This window comes from Thalassolituus alkanivorans (genome assembly GCF_020447205.1).
Lineage (GTDB): Bacteria > Pseudomonadota > Gammaproteobacteria > Pseudomonadales > Oceanobacteraceae > Venatoribacter > Venatoribacter alkanivorans.
Genome location: NZ_JAJAEL010000006.1, coordinates 247,822 through 269,517, shown reverse-complemented (window position 1 = coordinate 269,517; position 21,696 = coordinate 247,822). Strand labels below are relative to the sequence as shown.

Below are 21,696 nucleotides of genomic sequence, written 5' to 3'. Positions count from 1 at the left end.
TTCGGGCTGAGGCCAGTTTTCCTCATTAACTTCGTCGTTCGTCATTCATTTAGCCCGCTAATATCACTCCTCTCTCCTTGTTCTGAGAAAAACTGGCTATCAGCAGGCCGGATTTACTTAGTGTCGACAGGCCCTAGCTGCTGACCAGACTATCAGAATCCCTGATGCTGGTAAGCCTTGTAGTCGGAGGCATTTGGTGGATTGGCGGCAACATGGGCGCTGGTTTCGGCCAGGCTGTTGAAAAAGTCCTGCAGGCTGCGCTGGCGTTTTACCTTCTCAAACACGGCGCGGATTTCGAGCGATTGCAGTGAGAAATAATGCAGCCACTGCTTTAAGCGGTCGGTCTGGGCTTTTTCCGGCAGGTGCGCGAGGCAGGGAATTAATGCCTGCATCATCTCCAGATGCTGCTGCCAGTGGTGGGCGTTGTGACTGAGTAAGCCATGGTCGGCTTTAATCTGCAGCGCTAAATCGGGCACGGCGACCAAACCACGGCCAATCATAATAAGGTCGGAGTGGCTTTCGGCCATGCACTGACGCGCCTGCTGTGGCGTCCAGATCTCACCATTGGCAATCACCGGGATGTCGGTTGTTTCTTTTATTCGTGCAATCCAGTCCCAGTAGGCCGGTGGTTTATAGCCTTCGGTTTTGGTGCGGGCGTGAACAGTCAGCCACTGTATGCCGCCGGAGGTCAGTGCACAGGCGTTGTCCAGCGCCAGTTCTTTATCGGCAAAACCGAGGCGCATTTTCGCGCTGACCGGAATATGCGTGGGCACGGCCGCGCGTACGGCGCTGGTAATGCGTGCGAGTAAATCCGGGTATTGCAGCAGTACGGCGCCGCCCTGGCTTTTGTTCACGGTTTTGGCCGGGCAGCCAAAATTCAGGTCGATGGCGGGGGCGCCCAGCATGGCGGCTTTGCGTGCGTTGGCGGCCATTAATTCCGGATCGGAGCCTAATAACTGCACATGCACCGGGGTGCCGGCGGGAGTTTTGCCACCATTGAGTAATTCCGGGCAATAGCGGCGGAATACTTTGGCCGGGTAAACCTGTTGGGTTACGCGGATAAACTCGGTCACGCAGTGGTCAATGCCGCCGACGCGGGTTAACAGGTCGCGCAGGTGGTGATCCATCAGCCCTTCCATCGGTGCGAGGGCAATATATGGACGGTCTGCGTGGGTGCTGAAAGGCAGTTGGCCTGTAAACATGGCGGCGGGTCTTGGTGATCGGGCCGGCATTATAGCGGTGGCGCTGTGGCAGCTCCAGCGTGGGGCCTTGCGGCAGATTATTTTCTGACCGGATGGTCAGCTCAGGCTGCACCAGATCTGGGCTTAAGTCTGGAGGGCTGCAATACCTGACGCGGGTCAGGATTGGGGGGGATCTGGTTGCGCTGGTATAGCCTTTTCAGTAATCTACGTCGGTTTTGCCGCCCAGCCCGGAAGGTGATTTTGTAGCCGTGTGGCGGGTGGGGAGCACAGAACCAATCATTCAAAGGAGCCCCTGATGTCAGAGCCTAGTCTCGTATCACAGGGTTTGGAGCTGATGATTTTCGGTATGGGCGTGGTATTCGTCTTCCTGACGATGCTGGTGTTCGTAACCGGATTCATGTCCAAGCTGGTAAATAAACTCGCGCCTGAGCAGGAAGTTGTCGCCGCCCCCGTGCGTGCCGCCAAGCCTCAGGGTGTGGACCCGCAATTGCTGAAAGTACTGTCAGCAGCGGTAAAAGAGCATCGCGCGCGCCAAAAGTAGCGAGCGATATAATAACAACCCAAACGTTTACAACGTTAACGGAAGAAAAGGCCATCACCCATGTCCGATTCTAAGAAAGCTTTAGGAATTACCGACGTCGTTCTGCGCGACGCCCATCAGTCCATTCTGGCTACCCGCATGCGCATTGATGACATGCTGCCAATCGCTGCAAAACTTGATCAGGTTGGTTACTGGTCTCTCGAATCCTGGGGCGGCGCTACGTTCGACTCCTGCATTCGTTTCCTCGGTGAAGATCCGTGGGACCGTATCCGCGAATTCAAAAAAGCCATGCCCAACACCAAGCACCAGATGCTGCTGCGTGGTCAGAATCTGCTGGGCTACCGCCACTACGCCGATGACGTGGTTGAAAAATTCGTTGAACGCGCTGCCACCAACGGTGTTGATGTATTCCGCGTATTCGACGCGATGAACGATCCGCGCAACCTGGAAACCGCGTTAAAAGCGGTTAAAAAACAGGGTAAACACGCGCAGGCCACTCTGTCTTACACCACCAGTCCGGTACATACACTGGAAGCCTGGGTAAGCCTGGCCAAGCAGATCGAAGATATGGGCGCAGACTCTATCGCCATTAAAGATATGGCCGGTGTGCTGACCCCTTATGCGGCTTTTGAACTGGTTTCCCGCTTAAAAGCACAAACCGACCTTGAAGTTCAGCTGCACGCTCACGCGACCGCTGGTCTGTCGGATATGACCATTCTGAAAGCCGTAGAAGCCGGTATTGACCGTGTGGATACCGCTATTTCTTCTATGTCCATGACTTACGGCCACACCGCTACTGAGTCTGTGGTGGCTGCTCTGGCAGGTACCGAGCGCGATACAGGTCTGGATCTGCTGCTGCTGGAAGAAATTGCTGCTTACTTCCGTAACGTACGTAAGAAATACGCCAAGTTTGAAGGCGCCCTGAAAGGCACCGACAGCCGCATTCTGGTGGCTCAGGTTCCTGGCGGCATGCTGACCAACATGGAAAACCAGCTGCGCGAGCAGGGTGCTTCTGACAAGTTTGATGAAGTACTGAAAGAGATCCCGCGTGTGCGTGAAGATCTGGGCTTTATCCCACTGGTTACTCCTACCTCTCAGATCGTGGGTACCCAGGCGGTGCTGAACGTACTGAGCGGCGAGCGTTATAAGTCTATCTCGAAAGAAACCCAGGGCATCCTGAAAGGCGAATACGGTGCAGCCCCTGCGCCAATGAACGCCGAACTGCAGGCCCGTGTTCTGGATGGCGCTGAAGTGATTACCTGCCGTCCGGCAGACCTGCTCGAAAACGAGCTGGACAAAGTGATTGCCGACGTTGAAAAACTGGCGGCCGAAAAAGGCTTCAAGCTGGCTGCTGACAAGATCGACGACGCCCTGACCTTCGCTATGTTCCCGCAGGTTGCGCCTAAGTTCCTGGCCAACCGTGGCAACCCGGATGCCTTTGAACCGGCTCCGAAAGGCGACGCTGAAGATACCTTCACCATCACCGTCGATGGCAACGAATACGTTGTTAAAGTCGATGAGGGCGGCGATGTCACTCAGCTGGCGGCTGTTAACGGCGCACCAACTTCACTGGGTGGTGCTGCACCAGCCGCTGGTGCTGCTCCGGTTGCAGCCGGTGGCGGTGATCCGGTGGGTTCTCCACTGGCGGGTAACATTTTCAAAGTGATGGTTCAGCCTGGTGATCAGGTTGCTGAAGGTGATCTGGTGATCATCCTTGAAGCCATGAAAATGGAAACCGAAATCCGTGCACCGAAGGCAGGCACCATTGGCAGCGTAAGCGCTAAAGAAGGCAGCGCTGTCAAAGTGGGCGACACTCTGTACACAATCGGGTAAGGAGCTGTCATGCATAGTCTGATTAACCTGTGGCACGATACAGGGCTTTATCATATCGAGCTGGGCCAGGTCATTATGATGCTGGTTGGCTTCGTTATGTTATTCCTGGCCATTAAGAAAGGCTTTGAGCCTTTGCTGCTGCTGCCGATTGCCGTTGGTACGCTGATGGTAAACATTCCGGGTGCGGGTATGGGCTGGTCTGCAGCCGAAGCCGCTATCCGTGGTGGTGATGCGGCGCTGCTGGCGCAATTCCGCGAGCTGTTTGGCCTGGCGGCAAATGCCGACATCGGCGCGATGCTGGAGGCTTATCACCACGCTGGTGTGGCCGAATACAACAAAGCGCTGAGCATGGGCGCGGCGGCCGGTTTTGAACACGGCATGCTGTACACCTTCTATAAGGTCACTATTGCCAGTGGTGTTGCACCGCTGCTGATCTTTATGGGTGTGGGCGCGATGACTGACTTCGGTCCGTTACTGGCCAACCCTAAAACCTTGCTGCTCGGCGCTGCCGCACAGTTTGGTATTTTCGGTACGCTGTTCGGTGCCGTGTGGATGACCGATATCGGCCTGATGGACTTCACCATGCAGCAGGCGGCGGCGATTGGCATCATCGGTGGTGCTGACGGCCCGACCTCGATCTTTATTGCTTCGAAGCTGGCGCCTGAACTGCTGGGTGCAATTGCGGTTGCGGCGTACTCTTACATGGCACTGGTGCCGCTGATTCAGCCACCAATCATGCGGGCGCTGACTTCAGAGAGCGAGCGTAAGATTGCCATGAGCCAGCTGCGTACTGTGAGCAAAGCCGAGAAGATTATCTTCCCGATTGCGGTACTGGTTCTGGTGGCACTGTTGCTGCCTTCTGCAGCACCGCTGCTGGGTATGTTCTGCTTCGGTAACCTGATGAAAGAATCCGGTGTGGTTGAGCGTCTGAGCGATACTTCGCAAAACGCGCTGATCAACATTGTGACCATCTTCCTCGGTCTGTCTGTTGGTTATAAAATGAGTGCCGACGCCTTCCTGAATGGCAGCACGCTGGCCATTATTGCGCTGGGTCTGGTGGCTTTCTGTGTGGGTACTGCGGCTGGTGTTCTGATGGCCAAACTGATGAACAAGCTGAGCAAAGAACCGATCAACCCGCTGATTGGTTCTGCTGGTGTATCGGCTGTACCAATGGCCGCCCGCGTATCCAATAAAGTGGGTCTGGAATCCAACCCGCAGAACTTCCTGCTGATGCACGCAATGGGCCCGAACGTGGCTGGTGTTATCGGTTCGGCGGTGGCTGCCGGGGTGATGATTTCCTACTTCGGCTAAGCATTATTGCGGGCTTTGCCCGCCATATGCAGCCAATAAAAAACGGCGTCTGTGCTACACAGATGCCGTTTTTTTTATGCCTGTTTTTTATGCCTGTTTTTTTATGAACGGGTTTAACGGGTATTTATACCGTTGCCGTGCGGGTGCCAATGCTCAGATAAAACGCCTGCAGTGCATTGCGCAGACGTTCGGCCAGATCCGGCCGGGCAACAATGCCGCTGCTGTCTAGGTCGCTGCCCAGTAATGGCACGGCCAGACAGGCCTCCTCAGCCAGATGACCCGACATGGTGGTAATGACTTCACGCAGGGCTGCCTGTGCGTGGGAAGCGCGTGGCGAGGTATTCACCAGCATCACCGGCATATCGACAAATTCAGGGCCGCTGACCAGCCAGTCGAGTGCGTTTTTTAATACGCCGCTGATGCCGTGGGCATACTCGGGGCTGGCAATAATAAAACCATCGGCTTGTGCCGTTGCCTGTTTAAAAGCATCCACAGCTGCAATGCCGCTGTCTTCAAGGTCGGGATTAAACAGCGGTAAATCAGCTATCATGTCGGCGCTAACAATCTGAATATGCGCCGGTGCCAGTTGTTGTAAGGCTTCAATCACCGCGCGGTTATAGGATTGCCGGCGCAGGCTGCCACACAGCGCCAGCAGCTGAATAGTATGCATCAGATAACTCCTTGTTCTGGTGCCGACAGTATATCGAAGCTCATGCCTGAGTCAGGTCTTTAAATTCTGATGATTTAACATTATTCAGCCATAAAAAAACGGCGTCTGTGTTTGCACAGACGCCGTTTTTTATTCCTGCTGGCTGAAGCTGAAATTACTTCAGCTTCAGCGTGCTCAGCGTATGTTCGCGGATGCTGTTAAGCAGGCCTTCGTTGGTTTTCAGATCTTCGCCATAGGACGGAATAATCTCTTTTAACCGGGCTTTCCACTCACTCTGCATTTTGTCTTTAAAGCAGCGTTCCAGTACTTCGATCATCGCCTGTACCGATACCGATGCCCCCGGAGAAGCACCCAGCAGAGCGGCTAAGCTGCCGTCTTTGGCGGCGACCAGTTCGGTGCCGAATTCCAGTTTGCCGCGGCCTTCTGCATCTTTCTTGATGACCTGTACCCGCTGACCGGCTTCGGCCAGGGTCCAGTCTTCATCTTTGCAGCTCGGGAAGTAACCACGCAGGGTTGCTACGCGGTCTTCGTGTGACTGCATCACTTCGCTGATCAGGTATTTGGTCAGATCCATGTTGTTAATGCCAACCGACATCATCGGCAACAGGTTGCTGATGCTGACCGATTTCAGCAGGTCGAGCTTGGAGCCTGCTTTCAGGAACTTGGTGGTAAAACCGGCATAAGGTCCGAACAGCAGGGCAGGCTCGCCATTGATGATGCGGGTATCCAGATGCGGTACCGACATCGGGGGCGCACCAATAGCGGCTTTACCATACACTTTGGCGTGGTGTTGGCTGACGATGGCCGGGTCTTTACACACCAGCCACTGGCCGGAAACCGGGAAGCCGCCATAGCCGTTGGCTTCGTCAATACCGGACGCCTGCAGCAGTGGCAGAGCGCCACCGCCGGCACCGAGGAAGACGAATTTGGCATTAATTGTTGAAGCTTTGCCGCTCTTGCGGTCATTAACGCGGACAAACCAGCTGCCGTCGTGGGAATGGTCAAAATCATCCACTTCATGGTTCAGCAGCAGGGTGAAGCTTTCTTTTTCCTGCAGGCGTTTTACCAGATTGCGGGTCAGTGAGCCGAAGTCGACATCGGCGCCGTGCAGCACACGGGTAGCCGCCACTTTTTCGGCCGGATCGCGTCCGTCCATCACCAGTGGCATCCACTCACGCAGCACGGCCGGGTCTTCGCTGTATTCCATCTCTTTAAACAGATGGTGAGCGCTCATTTTGGCATGACGCTGACGCAAGAAAGCAACGTTGTCTTCGCCCCAGACAAAGCTCATATGAGGTGTCGGGTTGATGAACTGGGTAGGTTCCGGCAATACGCCGTTTTCCACCATGTGCGCCCACAGCTGCAGCGACACTTCAAAGTTGGCGTTGATCACCAGCGCGCGGTCAATGGCAACGTTGCCCTGGGCATCTTCGGCGGTGTAGTTGAGTTCGCAGTAGCCTGCGTGACCGGTACCGGCGTTGTTCCAGCCGTCGGTACTTTCGTGAGCCACATGGTCCAGACGTTCGACCATGGTGATTTTGAGTGATGGGTCCAGTTTGGTAAGCAGGGTTCCCAGAGTAGCACTCATGACCCCGCCTCCGACGAGGAGCACATCGACCTTTTGTATAGTCATGGATTTCGCCTTTAAATCAGAAAATCAAAATCTGCGTGCATGCCAGACAACTGGCGTCCCCATGGGCATCGGCTGATAGCCTTATGGCCTGAACTCTGCCGGGACTTGTGGCCGGGGCAGCGGGGAAGGATAAATCGACGCTTTATACACAGCGCCCTAACGGCTTACAACCGCTAATGAGACAGCTACTACTAATGTATATTCCAGTCGCCGGGGCGCTAACTTTCAAGCGCTGCGCGGGTTTATCCCGTGACTTTCCGTACTGGCTGAGCACTGGTAGCAGGCATCGTCATGCACAAAATCAGTTACCAATCCGGCCATAGCTGGGTATGACGGTCACCGCCGGAGAAGCGGGCGGCAGAACAACGGATGGCGGGGTAAGGAGTGGCTGTGCCGGGGCCGGCTTCCGCTGACTGGCTGAAACAGATTGGTTGCCGCATAGGGCAAGGTGTTTCAGCAGGAATGTCAGTTTCCGGAAGACCTCGGTCTTACCACAAACACAGCGACGTTTAAGGCCGCGAAAAATACCGGAAACGGCCAGCATGGTCAAACCATTGATCCTGCAACAGGTTGTTCTTTTGTGCCAGATCAAGCGGGCATTTACGCCGCAGCAACTACACTGACAGAACATACATCAGTGCGGAGTCACTATGCTGCGGATAGCAATTAACGGGTTTGGCCGTATTGGCCGCAATGTTTTACGGGCGCTGTATCAGTCGGGTTTCCGCGAGCAGATACAGGTGGTGGCGATCAACGATCTGGGCGATGCCGAAACCTGTGCGCACCTGCTGGAGTTCGACTCGGTGCATGGGCATTTTAATGCGGATATCCGTCTCGAAGACGGCCTGCTGGCGCTGGGGGACGACGCCATTATTCTGCTGCGCGAAGCCGAACCGCTGAAGCTGCCCTGGGGCGAGCTGGATATCGACATCGTGCTGGAATGCTCAGGGCGTATGACCAGTGCGGTGAAATCCATGGCGCATCTGGATGCCGGTGCCGGCAAAGTGCTGATTTCAGCGCCGGCGGAAGATGTCGATGCCACGGTGGTGTTCGGCGTTAACGATAACGTGCTGCAGGCCAGCGACCGCATTGTCTCCAATGCTTCCTGCACCACCAACTGCCTGGCGCCGGTGGCGCGGGTACTGCACGAACAGTTCGGCATTGAAGAAGGCAGCATGACCACCATCCATGCCTACACCAACGATCAGCACCTGCTCGATCTGGGGCATGATGATCTGTATCGTGCGCGTGCGGCTGCATTGTCGATGATCCCAACCCGTACCGGTGCGGCCAAAGCCATTGGTCTGGTACTGCCGGGGCTGGATGGCAAAATTGCCGGTATGGCGGTGCGCGTGCCGACCGCTAATGTGTCGCTGGTGGATCTGGTGCTGCGCGTACACGACACGCCGTCGCGCGATGAAGTGAACGCGGTGATGCGCGCTGCCGCAGCGGCCAGCAGCGTACTGGATTATAACGACCGTGCGCTGGTGTCGGTCGACTTTAACGGCAATCCGGCATCCTCCATCTTTGATGCCAACCATACCCATGCACAGGGCCATCTGCTGCATGTGATGGCCTGGTACGACAATGAATGGGGCTTTGCCCACCGTATGCTGGATACCGCACTGGCGATGAGCCGCGCCTGAGTTATCCGCTGCCACGGCGGTTTCTGGCCTGTGCAGGCCCGTAATCGCCGCTGGCGTAACTTGCCCGCCTTAATCTTGACCCGCCGCAACCCCTCCTGCCTGCAGAAACGGCACACTGAACAGCCTAATTTCAGGACGAAGCTATGACCCTTGCCCGCGACCGCAAAACCGCCGATCGGCTTGTTGATGACCCCACTACTATGGCGGCCAGTCAGCTTGCTGTGGCCGAGATCCGCGCCCGGCTGCAGGCACCGGAAGAGGGTCTTAGCAGCAGCGAAGCCGCAACACGGTTACAGCAACTGGGCAGCAACAGTCTGCCGCAGGCGCGCGGGCGTTCGTGGTGGCAGCGCTTATGGGCACAGATCAGTAATCTGCTGATTCTGGTGCTGCTGTCGGCGGTGGTGATTACCGCGCTGCTTGGCCACACCCTCGACAGTGTGGTGATTCTGGCGGTGGTGATTTCCCAGGCGCTGATCGGGCTGGTACAGGAAGGCCGTGCAGAACAGGCGCTGGCGGCTATCCGCCATATGCTGGCACCGGCGGCCAGTGTGATCCGCGATGGTCACAGCCAGCGCATTGCTGCCGCCGATCTGGTGCCCGGCGATACGGTGCTGCTTGAACCCGGCGACCGGGTGCCGGCGGATATCCGTCTGGAACGTTGCCACAGTCTGAGTCTGGATGAGGCCATTCTGACCGGCGAATCGCTGGCGGTGGAAAAACAGCCAGAGGCTCTGGCCGCCGCCAGTGCGCTGGGCGATCAGACCAATATGGCCTTTTCCGGCACGCTGGTCGTACGCGGTACCGGCCGCGGCGTGGTGGTGGCCACCGGCAGCCGTTCAGAAATCGGCCGCATTTCAGGCTTATTGCAACAAACAACCGGCTTACAAACCCCGCTACTGGCACAGATGGATCGCTTTGCGCGGCTGATGGCGACGCTGGTGCTGGCCGGTGGCTTACTGATCTTGCTGCTTGGCCACTGGCTCAGCGGGCTGCCATTTGCCGATTTATTTATTGCCGTTGTCGGTCTGACGGTGGCGGCTATTCCGGAAGGGTTACCCGCCATTCTGTCGATTACCCTGGCCGTGGGGGTGCGGCGTATGGCCAAACGTCAGGCAGTGGTGCGGCGCATGCCGGCGATAGAAACCATTGGTGCGGTGTCGGTGATCTGTTCGGATAAAACCGGCACCCTGACACGCAACGAAATGATGGTGGCGGCCCTGGCCTGTGGCGCTCATTATCGTCAGGTGCGTGGTGATGGCTATGCGCTGGATGGCGGACTGGATAAACCCTTACCGGAAGCGCTGCAGACACCCCTGATGCTGGCGGCGGCACTGTGTAACGATGCCAGCCTGCAGGCCGCCGAAGGTGCGGTAAAAATTCACGGTGACCCGATGGAGGCCGCGTTACAGGTGCTGGTCCACCGGCTGGATGGTGACCCGGTGCGTCTGGCGCAGCACTGGCCACGGCGTGACGAAATTCCCTTTGATGCCGAATACCGCCTGATGGCGACGCTGAATCACAACCATCAGGGGCGGCATGTGCTGTGGGTAAAAGGCGCGCCGGAAGCGCTGCTGCAGCGTTGCCGCCAGCAGCTGGATGACGCCGGTAACAGCGTGGCTCTGCAAACCGGATACTGGCTTGAAATGATTGAGCGGCTGGCCGCCGATGGCCAGCGGGTACTGGCTCTGGCCTGCAAAGAATACAGCGGCAGTGAGCTGGAAATGTCCGACCTGAATGAGCTGCAGCTGATCGGTCTGGTCGGTTTAATGGACCCGCCACGCGCCGAAGCCATCGTCGCCGTGGCTGAATGCCATGCTGCCGGTATTGCGGTGAAAATGATCACCGGTGATCACGCGCTGACCGCCAGTGCCATTGCGGCAAGGCTGGGACTGAGTAACAGCGGTGAGGTACTGACCGGCAAACAACTGGACGAGCTGGATGATCAGGCGCTGCAGGATTGCGTCGGGCGGGTGAATGTTTATGCCCGCACCAGCCCGGAACATAAGCTGCGGCTGGTGCAGGCGCTGCAGAGCAGCACTGATCTTGGCAATGATCGCGGGAATGACCGTGGCAATCAGCGCGCTAATGATCAGGGCGGCGCCGTGGTGGCGATGACCGGCGATGGCGTGAACGATGCGCCGGCACTGAAAGCCGCCGACGTGGGCATTGCCATGGGACACAAAGGCTCGCAGGCGGCGCGTGAAGCCTCGGCGGTGGTGTTGCTGGACGACAACTTTGCCAGTCTGGTGGCCGCAGTTAAGGAAGGTCGCACGGTTTATCAGAACCTGAAAAAAGGCATCGCCTTTATGCTGCCGATTAATGGCGGTGAATCCATCAGTCTGGTGGTGGCGCTGTTGCTGGGGCATACCCTGCCGATTTCAGCGCTGCAGATTCTGTGGGTGAATATGATCAGCTCGGTGATTCTGGCCATGACCCTGGCGTTTGAACCGGCCTTACCCGGCATGATGCAGCAGCCACCCCGTGCCCGTTTCGAGCCTCTGCTCAGCCGGCGTCTTGCCTGGCAGGTACTGAAGGTGTCGTTGCTGTTTCTGGCCGGTATTTTTGCCGCCTGGCACTGGGGGATGGCGCATTCCGGCAGCGAAGCCTTTGCCAGTACCGTGGCGGTAAATGCGCTGGTGGCAATGGAGTTATTCTATCTGTTTGCGGTGCGTTACCCGCCGGGGCAGGCCATCAGCTTACAGGGGTTTAAAGGCACCCCGGTGATCTGGGCGGCCATTGCGGCGCTGATTGTGATGCAGTCTTTATTTAACTGGCTGCCGCTGTTTCAGCGTACCTTTAACAGCAGCGCGCCGGATATTGCAGCGCTGCTGGTGGCGGCGGGCTGTGGCATCGTACTGTTACTGATACTGCAGATGGAAGGCTGGGTGAGCAGGCGCTTTCAGGCCCGCTGATCTGATAACCGTAAAACGGTCTTCACTACCCCTAAGCGAGAGTCAGTTCTGCAATATTGGTTTTTATTCGTGCAATAATGCGCGCTTTCCATAAGTCGTTGTTTTCTTATGTTCAGTCGTTATTTTCCTTCATCTTCTGTCCGGTTTCCGGCTGTTATGGCTGTGTTTGCCCTTTCTCTGCCGGGGCTGACAGGTTGCGATAGTGACACTCGGGCCGATAAAACCCCGCAGGTAAAATCCGCTGCTGAACCGCGTCTGGGCTTCTCGGCCCTGCCACCGATTCCGCAACTGCATGAGCGTGCACTGGTTGAAGGACAGCTGGTACTGACGGCAACAACAGTCGACTGGTCTGGTTTTCGGGTGCAGTGGCTGTTTGATGATGAACCTGTGGGTGAGGCGGTAAGCGTTGCTGCTGACGGCCACTTCCGCCTGCCGCGACCAGTACAGGATGCTCCGGCCGGACTCTGGGCCGAAGCCTGGTCCGGCGCTTATCGTTTACGTGGTCGCCCGGACGAGCACGGGCAGTTGCAGCTCAGTGCACTGAGCACTGCCCGTGCGGCCCTCAGTAATGGCAGCCGTGCCGAACCGGCCAATCCACAGCTGGAACCGCTGCATAATATTCTGCATGCCGTCTTGCTGGAGGGGATCAGTGACGGTGCGGATACAGCGGCGGCTCATCCTGCCGGACCGCTGCTGACGCACTATCAGAGCAGCTGGCAACTGGCACAGGTGCTGGCGCGCAGCCCGGTACACCGTATTGGTTTTCAGCTGCGTCATCAGCAGGCACTGGCCGACAGTTTTGCCTTGCTGCATCAGCGGCCGGATTTTGGCCATGGTGATTTATCTGAACAACAACGTATGGTGCGCCTCGACCGCTGGGGCACCCCACTGCGCTGGCAGCACCGGCCGTATCAGGAGCAGGCCTGGGGCTGTGTCGATTACCTGCAGCTGGGACAGCGCTGGCTGGTCAGTGAAGAATCGGCCACCGCGCTGACTCTGAATGCGCTGCAGCAGCGTCTGGAGGCATTATCGCAGCAGCATTTCTGTGGCCAGGACCAGTGGCGTCTGCCGACGGTGAATGAATTACACAGCCTGATTAATCATGATAATGGCGGCTGGGCGTTTCCGCTCAGCCTGCCGTTTGCCGGCAGCGATATTTACTGGGTTCAGGATGAGCAGGGGCAGGCACAGATTTTTGATCTGCAGCGCAACAGGGTTATTTCTGATGGTAAGCAGGCGCACTGGCTGCCACTGGTGGTGAGAGGTGAGGAATATTCCATGCGCTCGCAGAACCGGCGCTCAGTCAGCAGTAACCGCTCGGATATGTTTATGGATTTCTCTGTGCTGCAGGCGTTGTATGGGGTTGCATTTCCCGGTGCAGATAACGATCAGCCGGCGTCTGACAAGGATCAGCAGACGGATGATGTCTGGCTGCAGGAATCCTGTTCCGAGTGTCACTCTGATCCGCAAACCGAACCGCAAACCGACCCTTAAAGCCGAAGCATGAATCCGGCTTAATCCGGTATCGGTTATATCAAAGCGCGCAGGTCAGATAAGCGGCTTCGCCATAGACGCTGATTCTGGCCTGCAGCTCCGGCTGCTGTGACAGCGGATGGCGGTTATGAAAACCATAACGCTGCCAGAACGGCACCGAATTCTGAATGGCAATCAGACTGGTCTGGGTAAAACACCGCGCTTTGGCAGTATTAAAAAATGCCTCCAGTAGTGGTGCGCTTAAACCCAGGCCGCGCGCGGAGGGATCAATGGCTAAATCATGCAGATACAAACAATCAGCCTCCGGTGGCACGATAAAATCATCGGCATCCAGCGCGGGTGGCTGTTCTGTGCGGATTGGCAGGGCAAATAAATAGGCCAGTAATTTTCCGTTTTCTTTTATCTCTGCATCACTATTGTTGCCCGCATCTTTAATAATGTCGTTTTTATCTTCAACAACAAAAGCACAGCCGGGTGCCTGCTGTAATTTATTAATAAAAGCTTCGGCTCTCTCAGGCTCGATGCTGGTGTAGCACAGCGCCTGAATGCGCAGAATTTCCGGAATATCGGTTATGAGAGCGGGGCGTAACGAAGACATAAAACAGCGCAGTGAATAAACAATCGGCCATGTTAGCGGATGGGGTATTTTTTGCCAGCGTATAAAACAGGTGTCAGATAATACAGCGAAAAATACATCACCTGGCTCCCACGCGGAGTATCACCTGGCTCCCACGCTCTGCGTGGTAGTCTTTACGGAATTGCATTCCCACGCGGAGCATGGGAACGAGTTATACGGAGCATGGAAACGAGCTACGCGGGGTATGGAAACGAATTAAAAAAAGACCTCAGCGGCAGGCCGCTGAGGTCTGTTTCTGTATTGTGCAAGATACAGGTATCAGAGAGTGATCAGTGCCAGTTCGGCATCCCGGTTCAGAACCGTCCACCAGGTATTTTCGCCGGCATCGTAGCCTACCAGTGGTTGACTGGCACATTCTGCCGGGCGGACCGGTGGCGTTTGCAGGTAGCTTTTCAGCCAACGGCCAGCGGTTACACAATTGCCGCTGGTCAGTGGTTGCCATTGGCTGGCTTTCAGGCTGGCAAGCTGAGCATTATCAGCGGTCAGATTTTCTGCCCCTTTAAATTCAACCGCGTAAGCGTCGGCAACAGCATCGCTGATATTCCAGTTGCGTGTTGCGCTGGCCGGCAGAACAACCGGTGTTTTGGCGGATGATGCATCGGTGGTCGAACCGGGCAGGCCTGCGTCTGTGAGGATATCTTTGGTTTCACCATAATCGCCCTGATAAACGCCGGTCTGGTTTTGCGTACCACTGACAATCAGAATATCGGACAGGGTATCAGCGGTTGCCGGTGTCCAACTCAGGGTTATATGCTCTTTCAGATCAATAGTGGTTTCCGGAATATCCAGCACATTATCAACGGTATTAGGAATAATCCGCTGTTCACCGTTCAGGTTAGGAGTCCAGCTCTCATGAAACTGATACATCCACTGATACGCCAGGCGGGTAAGATCGGTCAGCGTTTCTGCACGTGAAAAACCGGGCATATATTCCATATCCCGGCCACGGGTATCGGTACGGTTAAAGGTGTTATTCACACCACCGGCGAGGCGTGCCACAGAGCCGTCATCTGCCAGACAAATATCCGTGATGTAATCTGGCTGGAAAACCATTACCGAGCGGGTGCCATCAGGAATGCTGTTTGGATACACCACGGTTTCACAGCGGTTGCCGGTGCGGGTGAACTGATCATGCAATTGCCAGTCGGCGGTAAAGGCCTGATCGCTGTTATTGCTGGTGGCGGTATGTTCGGCAAAATATCCCTGATAATTAACCCGGTCGTTATCAAAATGCAGCAGCCCGGAATTTACGTCAAAGTGGGTTGAACCACCGCTTTTGGTCGCATTTTTCTGTGCAATAATCATCTGCACCAATTCACGTTCGCCATAGCGGAATTCGTAGCCTTTATAGGATGCATTGCCCGCCATGATCTGCGTGTAAGCGTTCATACGGTAATTACCGCCGGAAGGTGTTGAGCCGGACGGAAAAGTGGTTTGCGCTGTATCTTTGGCAATTAATGAGCGCTGATATTGATGCTCATGCCCTTGTACATAAATAACATCGTGTTGTGAAAACAACGCACGGATCTGATCAGCAACAGCATATACCCAGTCATCGTCTTTGGTGCCTTCAACAATCTGTTCGCGGGTGAGGCCGTACTTTGCACCAATCAGACCATCGTGGCTGGCAACAATCACGTGATCGACTTGCCCGGCGGTTTTTTCTAATGTTTCTTCAATCCAGTCGATAGCAATCGGCAGGTTGTAATAAGCAAGGCCGATAACCAGAACATTTTCGCGCACGACATAATAATTGATCCACTCGTAGCCTGGCATATGAACCGCATCTTCAGGAATATAATCCCGCATTGTTTCCACCCAGGCATGGGTGTAGCTGTAGTTCATTTCGTGATTACCCATAACCGGTAAAAACTCCATCCCCTGATCACGATAGGTTTTGGCTACGGATGTCCATTCCTGCCATTCAACGGCCGATCCTTTATCGGTCAGATCACCTAACGCAATAACCATATCAGCGCCTGCCGCTGACTGATGCTTTAATACTTCGCGCAATGGGTGCAGGGCTACATGAGCCTGGCCGGAGGCATCACTGCCACCCTGAGTGTCAGGCAGCAGGCCAATGGTAAAAGGTTGGTAGTGTTTTTCATCGACAACGACGGCGGTGGTGTCCGGTTTATTGGATGAATCGTCATTACAGCCAGTCAGCAAACTGCTGCCTATCAGCGCCAGCGGGATAAGTAAGTGGGGTGATTTCACAGGTGGACTCCTTCTTAATTGAAGGACGCATTGAGAGGCTTGTTTATTAATATGGCGTGACAGTTTTAATATAAACAAAATCTCAGCGAAATAATGTTTTCTTCAGGTTTCAAATGGTTTCAGAATGGCTTCGTTAATGGCTTGCTATTATTTTTAAGCAGATGTTTTTTTATTGAGTGGGTCGGTAGTATTTCAATCCGGTCATTAATGGCCGTTTTTTTACTGAAAATCACCTGATTGTTAAGGGTTGATGATGATATTAATAAAAAACATGCAAAATTCCGGAACAGTATTTTTCGCAGATTTTCTGCAATAAAACGCCGCAGTGCATATTACTGCAATATAACTTCAGGCGTATATTGGCGCATCCGTACGCTGAGTGGTTCGGCTTATGAATTATTTGCCTGCAACATACCTGTGAGCGCCTGCTTCAGTAAACGGGCCGCATAACCCGGGTTAGCTGCCGGGGCTGTGGTGGCCAGCTGGTAACTGCCCTCGATACTGGCGATCACAAAGGTGGCGATATCTGCCGTTTGTGACGGGCTAAGCGTTACGCCATTCTCTGCCGCCGCCTGCTGTAATAATTCGCTGAGCTGCTGGCTGTGCTGGCGGATAATCTGCTGATACAGCGCGCGCACTTCCTCAATACGCACAGCCTCTGCGCCAATAATGACCCAGGCGGTTACCGCCTCCGGGTTGCTGCCATCACCTAACGCCAGTGCGGCGTCGATATAGGCATCGAGCTGTTGTTGGGCATTCCCGGCGGCGTCTGCCAGCAGGGTAAAACGCTGCGCGGCCTGCTCGCTGATCTGATGAATCAGCGCAATCAGAATCTCCTGCTTGGTTTTGAAGTGATAATGAATCAGCCCCGGCGATAAGCCCGCCGCTTTGGCAATGCTCTGAATGGAGGCCTTTTCGTAGCCCTTGTCGGCCATGGCCTGCATCAGGCCGTTGACGATTTCCTGGCGGCGGTGCCCGGTATTGGAAGGTCTGGCCATGATGGGTCCCGGATAAGTATTTTGGTTATTCAACCAAAATACTTGACGACAGGGAAGTGGATAACCTATCTTTGACTTAAGTTGGTTGACCAACCAATTTATAGGATGTGACTGGCAGAGAGAAAGCGCCAGAGAGAACACGCCAGAGAAAATGGTAAGGAGAACAGCGATGCAACAACTCAGCGAGCAATGGCAGCAACAGGCGCAGCAGTGGGGGGCCGACAGTCGGGCCTGCCAGCAGGTGTTTAACCTGCTGCAGAGCAGCTACAGCGGCGCGCAGCGCTTCTACCACGGCATTGGCCATATCCGGCAGATGCTGGAGCTGGCGCAGCAACAGCGCGCGGCGATAGCAGACTGGCCGGCGTTCTTCTTTGCCATCTGGTTTCATGACCTGATTCAGCAGAACAAAGGCAATAACGAAGAGCTGAGTGCGGCACTGGCGCGTGAATATCTGCAGCCGCTGGCGGTTCCTGAAGCGGTGATCGCCAAAGCTGAACAACTGATTCTGGCAACCCGCACTCACCAGTATCAGACCGACAGCGAAGTACAGCTGTTTATGGATATCGACCTGTCGATACTGGCGGCGGAACCTGCGGTTTACCGTGCTTATGCCAGCCAGTGCCGCAAAGAGTATTTCCTGCCCGACTTTGTTTACCGCTTTGGCCGTCGCCGTTTTCTGCATGAGCTGTTAGAGCGTGAATGGATCTTCTCCAGCCCGTATTTCAGACAGCACAGCGAGCAGGTTGCCCGCGCCAATATTCACTGGGAACTGGAGGAATGGTTATGAGCCTTTTTAAAAAAATCAGCAACGGCTGGCAGCGCGCGGTTAATGGTAAAGCGGTGAGCGGGTCTGGTTTACAGGAGATAGTGCAGAAGAGTGCGCAGGAGAGCGTGCAGTTCAGCGACAGCGGTATGCATATAATCCAGGGCAATGGCCGCGAGCAGGATATTGCTTACCGCGACGTAGAACAGATCGACATTATCACCACTGACCAGGGCCCGTGGCAGGAAGATGTCTGGTGGTGTTTTTACCTGAGCAATGAAGAGACGCCGGTGTATTTACCGCAGGGCATTAAAGGAGAAGAGCAGATACTGCTCATGCTGGAAAAGCACTTTGCCGGAATCGATTTTCAGACCTTTATTATGGCTATGGGCTCGGCAGATAATGCGGTGTTTAATCTGTGGCGACGGGCGGAAGGCTGAAGGCGAATGGCTTATGGATGCGGGCTCATCTGGCTCCCATGCTCTGCGTGGTAGTCCTGGCTGGCTCAGTTGCATTCCCACGCGGAGCATGGGAACGAGTTACGGGCGGAAGGCTGAACATCTGGCTCCCACGCTCTGCGTGGGAGTCTTTGCTTACGGAGTTGCATTCCCACTCGGAGCATGGGAACGAGAAAAGCATTGATCAGCACAATAAGCTATAAACCGTAATGCACAATAAGCTGTAAATCGTAATACATAATAAGCTATAAATTACAATGCATGATAAGCTATAAACCGCAAAGCAGAATACGCTGACGGTGGTGTTATGAATGATGTATCGCAGAAGCTCGCAAACTCGTTAGAGCAGCTTAAAATCCTTCAGGATCAGGGCGTTACCGCTATCCGCTCGGCGCAGCTCAGCCGTGTCCACCGTGAGCGTCTGCTGAAATACGGCTTTATCAAAGAGGTGATCAAAGGCTGGTACATTCCCTCTGCGCCGGATGAGTCGCCCGGCGATACGACCTCCTGGTACACCTCATTCTGGGCGTTCTGTGCCGATTATCTCAACGAGCGACTCGGGAGTGACTGGTGCCTGTCGCCGGAACAATCCCTCAGCCTGCACATTGGCGACCGAACCGTGCCTGCCCAGTTGCTGGTGCGCTCGCCCAATGCCCGCAACCAACCAACCGGACTGCTGTACGGCACCTCGGTGTTTGATATGAAACTCGCCGTGCCGGAACCCGCAGACAGAGCAACTCTGGAAGGGTTAAACGTACACAGCCTGGCGTCGGCACTGGTGAACTGTGCACCGAAACATTTTGTCGCCCAGCCAGTGGTGGTGCAAACGGCTCTTTCTATGATCAGTGATGCCTCCGAACTGCTCAGCCTGTTGTTAAAGGGCGGCCACAGTACCGTCGCCGGACGGCTGGCCGGTGCGTTCCGCGCTATTGGCCGCGAGCAGATTGCCAGCAACATCGTTAAAGCGATGACTGCAGCGGACTACACCATTAACGAAGTGAATCCTTTTACAGAACAACCGCCACTGCAGTTTGGCCGGCGTGATACCTCGCCTCATGTAAACCGTTTACGCCTGCTGTGGGCGACGATGCGCGACGATGTGATTGCACATTTTCCTGCGCCGCTTAACACGCCGGTATCCGCTGCGGAGTATTTAACGGATGTCAGCGATAAATACGTCAGCGATGCCTATCACTCGTTATCCATCGAAGGCTACCGGGTAACGCCTGAACTCATTGAGCGTGTGCGCACCGGAGGCTGGAACCCGCAGCAGAACGACAACGACCGTCAACAGGTCGATGCACTGGCGGCCAAAGGTTACTGGGATGCGTTTCAGCAGGTAAAGCACGCGCTGGAACGGGTTCTGAACGGCGAGAATGCCGGTACTGTGTTGGAAGAAACACACGGTGACTGGTACCTGGCATTATTCGGCGCCAGCGTTGCCGCCGGTATTATTAACGCCACCGATCTGGCCGGATACCGTAATGGCCCGGTGTATATCCGCCGCTCGATGCACACACCGCCAACGCCGGATGCCGTGCGCGATATGCTGCCCGCCTTATTTGAGTTGCTGCAACACGAAGAACATCCGGCTGTGCGCATTGTGCTGGGGCACTTTTTCTTTGTGTATATTCACCCGTACTTCGATGGTAACGGCCGTATGGGCCGTTTTTTAATGAACCTGATGATGGCCGCCGGTGGCTACCCCTGGACCGTGGTGCCGGTAGAGCGCCGCACGGAATATATGGAAGCGCTGGAAGCCGCCAGCGTGCGGCAGGATATTGCGCCGTTTACCCGGTTTTTGGGTGTTTTGCTTGGGCTGAGCCTCTGAATAAGTAAAATCATCTGGCTCCCACGCTCTGCGTGGTAGCCCTTGCTGGCACCGTTGCGTTCCCACGCGGAGCGTGGGAACGAGAAATAATGTAAAGAGATACTGATGTATATACAGTGTATTTTTAAGTTCTTTTGAAAACTGGCACGCTTTACATTCGTGCTTGCTCGTTTTACCAGAGGGTAGTAACTTAACCGTCAAATAAATCAATAGCTTGCCCTCAGAGTTAAAAGAGGGGTTTACAAGCCGGGTGTAAAGTTAGCTGCACAGAAAACCAGAATTAACAGGCGTGCGCGTTTTTCTGGAAAGGATTTTTGAGTTATGGACGATTTCTCTGTCTGGTCAATACGTTACGCGGAGCTTCTCGAGAGAGCCTCCCGGAATTAATGCGCACGCACACTAATAAACTGTTAAGCATTTCAAGAAAGGGGTTAACCCATGGATAAGAAATTCATTTGCCTAGCTAACTCACGGAAAGTATCTGGTCGTTGCATAGCAGGTAAAGAGCTAATAAATGGGGAGTGTGGCGGATGGATTCGCCCTATCAGCGAGCGGGATAGTCATGAAATTTCCGAAGTTGATAGGCGCTATCAGGATGGAAGCACTGCACAAGTCTTTGACATTATTGGCTTAAGACTGAAAGGGAAATCAGACCACCCTGCTCAAATAGAAAACTATACAATCGACGACGGTTATTATTGGTCTAAAGAAGGTCAGTATACTGACTCTCTTGATCTTTTGTTGGATGCGCCTCATTCACTATGGCAGTCTGGACATTCAAGCTACAATGGTACCAATGACCGTATCCCTACAAGTGCAATAAATGTGGCAGGTCCATCGCTTTATTTTATTCGGCCTCAAAACCTAGAAATTGTTGTTCGTATTGAGGGCGCTGAATTTGGAAACGGTAAAAAGAAGGTGAGAGCATCGTTTTCATATGGTGGTGCTCATTACTTGATATCCATAACAGATCCTGAGGTTGAGCGAATTTATTTAGCTCAGGGCGAAGGGAAATATAGGCCTGTTGGGCAATGCTATATGACTGTTAGTTTGGGAGAAGCCTGGGAAGGCTACTACTACAAGCTGGCAGCCGGAATATTCGAGGTTCAGTAATGAAAGTATACTCTATCGGGTTTACGCAGAAGAAGGCTGAGAGCTTCTTTGGCCTTCTCCGTAATGAAGAGATCAAAACCTTGGTTGATGTCAGGCTTAACAACGTATCGCAATTGGCGGGTTTTGCAAAAAAAAATGATCTGATTTTTTTCCTAAAGGAGTTATGCGACATAGATTATGTCCACATTCCAGACTTGGCGCCTACGAAGAGCATTTTAGATCCGTATAAAAAAGGAGCAATGTCATGGGAAGAGTACGAGGACAGATTCATGAATCTCATGGCGCAAAGAAGAATTGAAAGTATCGACAAGGAAATCATTAAGGATGGATGTTTGCTGTGTAGCGAACATAAGCCACACCATTGCCACAGAAGGTTAGTTATTGAGTACTTAAATAGCATTTGGGATACTGATTTTGAAGTAAAGCATTTGGTCTGA

At 54.5% G+C, this 21,696-nt stretch carries 16 protein-coding genes and 1 pseudogene; 11 read left to right on the top strand and 6 right to left on the bottom strand.

Annotated features, from left to right (window positions below; genetic code table 11):
- Window positions 1–152: 152 nt before the first annotated feature.
- The gene (locus LGT44_RS03145) at window positions 153–1,202 is read right to left on the bottom strand and encodes a tRNA dihydrouridine synthase (RefSeq protein ID WP_230331821.1); all 1,050 of its coding nucleotides are present in this window, start codon (window positions 1,200–1,202) and stop codon (window positions 153–155) included.
- Window positions 1,203–1,497: 295 nt separating this feature from the next.
- On the opposite strand from LGT44_RS03145, the gene LGT44_RS03140 reads away from it, so the two are divergent.
- Genes LGT44_RS03140 through LGT44_RS03130 form a run of 3 tightly spaced genes read left to right on the top strand, consistent with a single transcriptional unit; the run spans window position 1,498 to window position 4,887 of the window.
- Window positions 1,498–1,743 carry an OadG family protein gene (locus tag LGT44_RS03140; RefSeq protein ID WP_145466031.1) on the top strand — a complete coding sequence of 82 codons (246 nt, stop codon included), beginning with the start codon at window positions 1,498–1,500 and terminating at the stop codon, window positions 1,741–1,743.
- Window positions 1,744–1,803: 60 nt separating this feature from the next.
- Window positions 1,804–3,576, top strand: a complete 1,773-nt coding sequence (gene oadA / locus LGT44_RS03135; protein WP_225693308.1) for a sodium-extruding oxaloacetate decarboxylase subunit alpha — start codon at window positions 1,804–1,806, stop codon at window positions 3,574–3,576.
- Window positions 3,577–3,585: 9 nt separating this feature from the next.
- A complete protein-coding gene (locus LGT44_RS03130) occupies window positions 3,586–4,887 on the top strand; it encodes a sodium ion-translocating decarboxylase subunit beta (RefSeq protein ID WP_225693310.1) in 1,302 nt (433 codons plus the stop codon).
- A gap of 124 nt (window positions 4,888–5,011) precedes the next feature.
- On the opposite strand, the gene LGT44_RS03125 is transcribed toward LGT44_RS03130, so the two are convergent.
- Window positions 5,012–5,557 (bottom strand): NADPH-dependent FMN reductase, encoded by a 546-nt coding sequence (locus LGT44_RS03125; RefSeq protein ID WP_230331822.1) that lies wholly within the window; start codon window positions 5,555–5,557, stop codon window positions 5,012–5,014.
- Between the two features lie 154 nt (window positions 5,558–5,711).
- Window positions 5,712–7,190, bottom strand: a complete 1,479-nt coding sequence (gene mqo / locus LGT44_RS03120; RefSeq protein WP_225693316.1) for a malate dehydrogenase (quinone) — start codon at window positions 7,188–7,190, stop codon at window positions 5,712–5,714.
- A 650-nt stretch (window positions 7,191–7,840) separates the two neighbouring features.
- Here mqo and gap point away from each other — a divergent pair.
- The 3 genes and pseudogenes from gap (at window position 7,841) to LGT44_RS03105 (ending at window position 13,242) form a co-directional block, all read left to right on the top strand.
- The gene (gene gap, locus LGT44_RS03115; RefSeq protein WP_230331823.1) at window positions 7,841–8,836 is read left to right on the top strand and encodes a type I glyceraldehyde-3-phosphate dehydrogenase; all 996 of its coding nucleotides are present in this window, start codon (window positions 7,841–7,843) and stop codon (window positions 8,834–8,836) included.
- Between the two features lie 221 nt (window positions 8,837–9,057).
- Window positions 9,058–11,748, top strand: a pseudogene (locus LGT44_RS03110) (cation-translocating P-type ATPase); the annotation flags it as partial.
- Between the two features lie 156 nt (window positions 11,749–11,904).
- Window positions 11,905–13,242, top strand: a complete 1,338-nt coding sequence (locus tag LGT44_RS03105; protein ID WP_230331824.1) for an Lcl domain-containing protein — start codon at window positions 11,905–11,907, stop codon at window positions 13,240–13,242.
- Window positions 13,243–13,282: 40 nt separating this feature from the next.
- On the opposite strand, the gene LGT44_RS03100 is transcribed toward LGT44_RS03105, so the two are convergent.
- The 3 genes from LGT44_RS03100 to LGT44_RS03090 form a co-directional block, all read right to left on the bottom strand.
- A complete protein-coding gene (locus LGT44_RS03100) occupies window positions 13,283–13,840 on the bottom strand; it encodes a GNAT family N-acetyltransferase (protein WP_230331825.1) in 558 nt (185 codons plus the stop codon).
- 297 nt (window positions 13,841–14,137) lie between these two features.
- A complete protein-coding gene (locus LGT44_RS03095) occupies window positions 14,138–16,096 on the bottom strand; it encodes a metallophosphoesterase family protein (protein ID WP_230331826.1) in 1,959 nt (652 codons plus the stop codon).
- A gap of 389 nt (window positions 16,097–16,485) precedes the next feature.
- Window positions 16,486–17,094 (bottom strand): TetR/AcrR family transcriptional regulator, encoded by a 609-nt coding sequence (locus LGT44_RS03090; RefSeq protein WP_145466013.1) that lies wholly within the window; start codon window positions 17,092–17,094, stop codon window positions 16,486–16,488.
- A gap of 169 nt (window positions 17,095–17,263) precedes the next feature.
- On the opposite strand from LGT44_RS03090, the gene LGT44_RS03085 reads away from it, so the two are divergent.
- The 5 genes from LGT44_RS03085 to LGT44_RS03065 all read left to right on the top strand — a co-directional run bounded on the left by LGT44_RS03085 (window position 17,264) and on the right by LGT44_RS03065 (window position 21,696).
- Window positions 17,264–17,881 (top strand): HD domain-containing protein, encoded by a 618-nt coding sequence (locus LGT44_RS03085; protein ID WP_230331827.1) that lies wholly within the window; start codon window positions 17,264–17,266, stop codon window positions 17,879–17,881.
- Window positions 17,878–18,297 (top strand): hypothetical protein, encoded by a 420-nt coding sequence (locus tag LGT44_RS03080; RefSeq protein WP_230331828.1) that lies wholly within the window; start codon window positions 17,878–17,880, stop codon window positions 18,295–18,297. The genes LGT44_RS03085 and LGT44_RS03080 overlap by 4 nt, the downstream gene beginning before the upstream one ends.
- Before the next feature lie 325 nt (window positions 18,298–18,622).
- Window positions 18,623–20,146 (top strand): Fic family protein, encoded by a 1,524-nt coding sequence (locus tag LGT44_RS03075; RefSeq protein ID WP_230331829.1) that lies wholly within the window; start codon window positions 18,623–18,625, stop codon window positions 20,144–20,146.
- A gap of 438 nt (window positions 20,147–20,584) precedes the next feature.
- Window positions 20,585–21,259 carry a dual OB domain-containing protein gene (locus tag LGT44_RS03070; protein ID WP_230331830.1) on the top strand — a complete coding sequence of 225 codons (675 nt, stop codon included), beginning with the start codon at window positions 20,585–20,587 and terminating at the stop codon, window positions 21,257–21,259.
- The gene (locus LGT44_RS03065; RefSeq protein ID WP_230331831.1) at window positions 21,259–21,696 is read left to right on the top strand and encodes a DUF488 domain-containing protein; all 438 of its coding nucleotides are present in this window, start codon (window positions 21,259–21,261) and stop codon (window positions 21,694–21,696) included. Before LGT44_RS03070 ends, LGT44_RS03065 begins: the two co-directional genes overlap by 1 nt.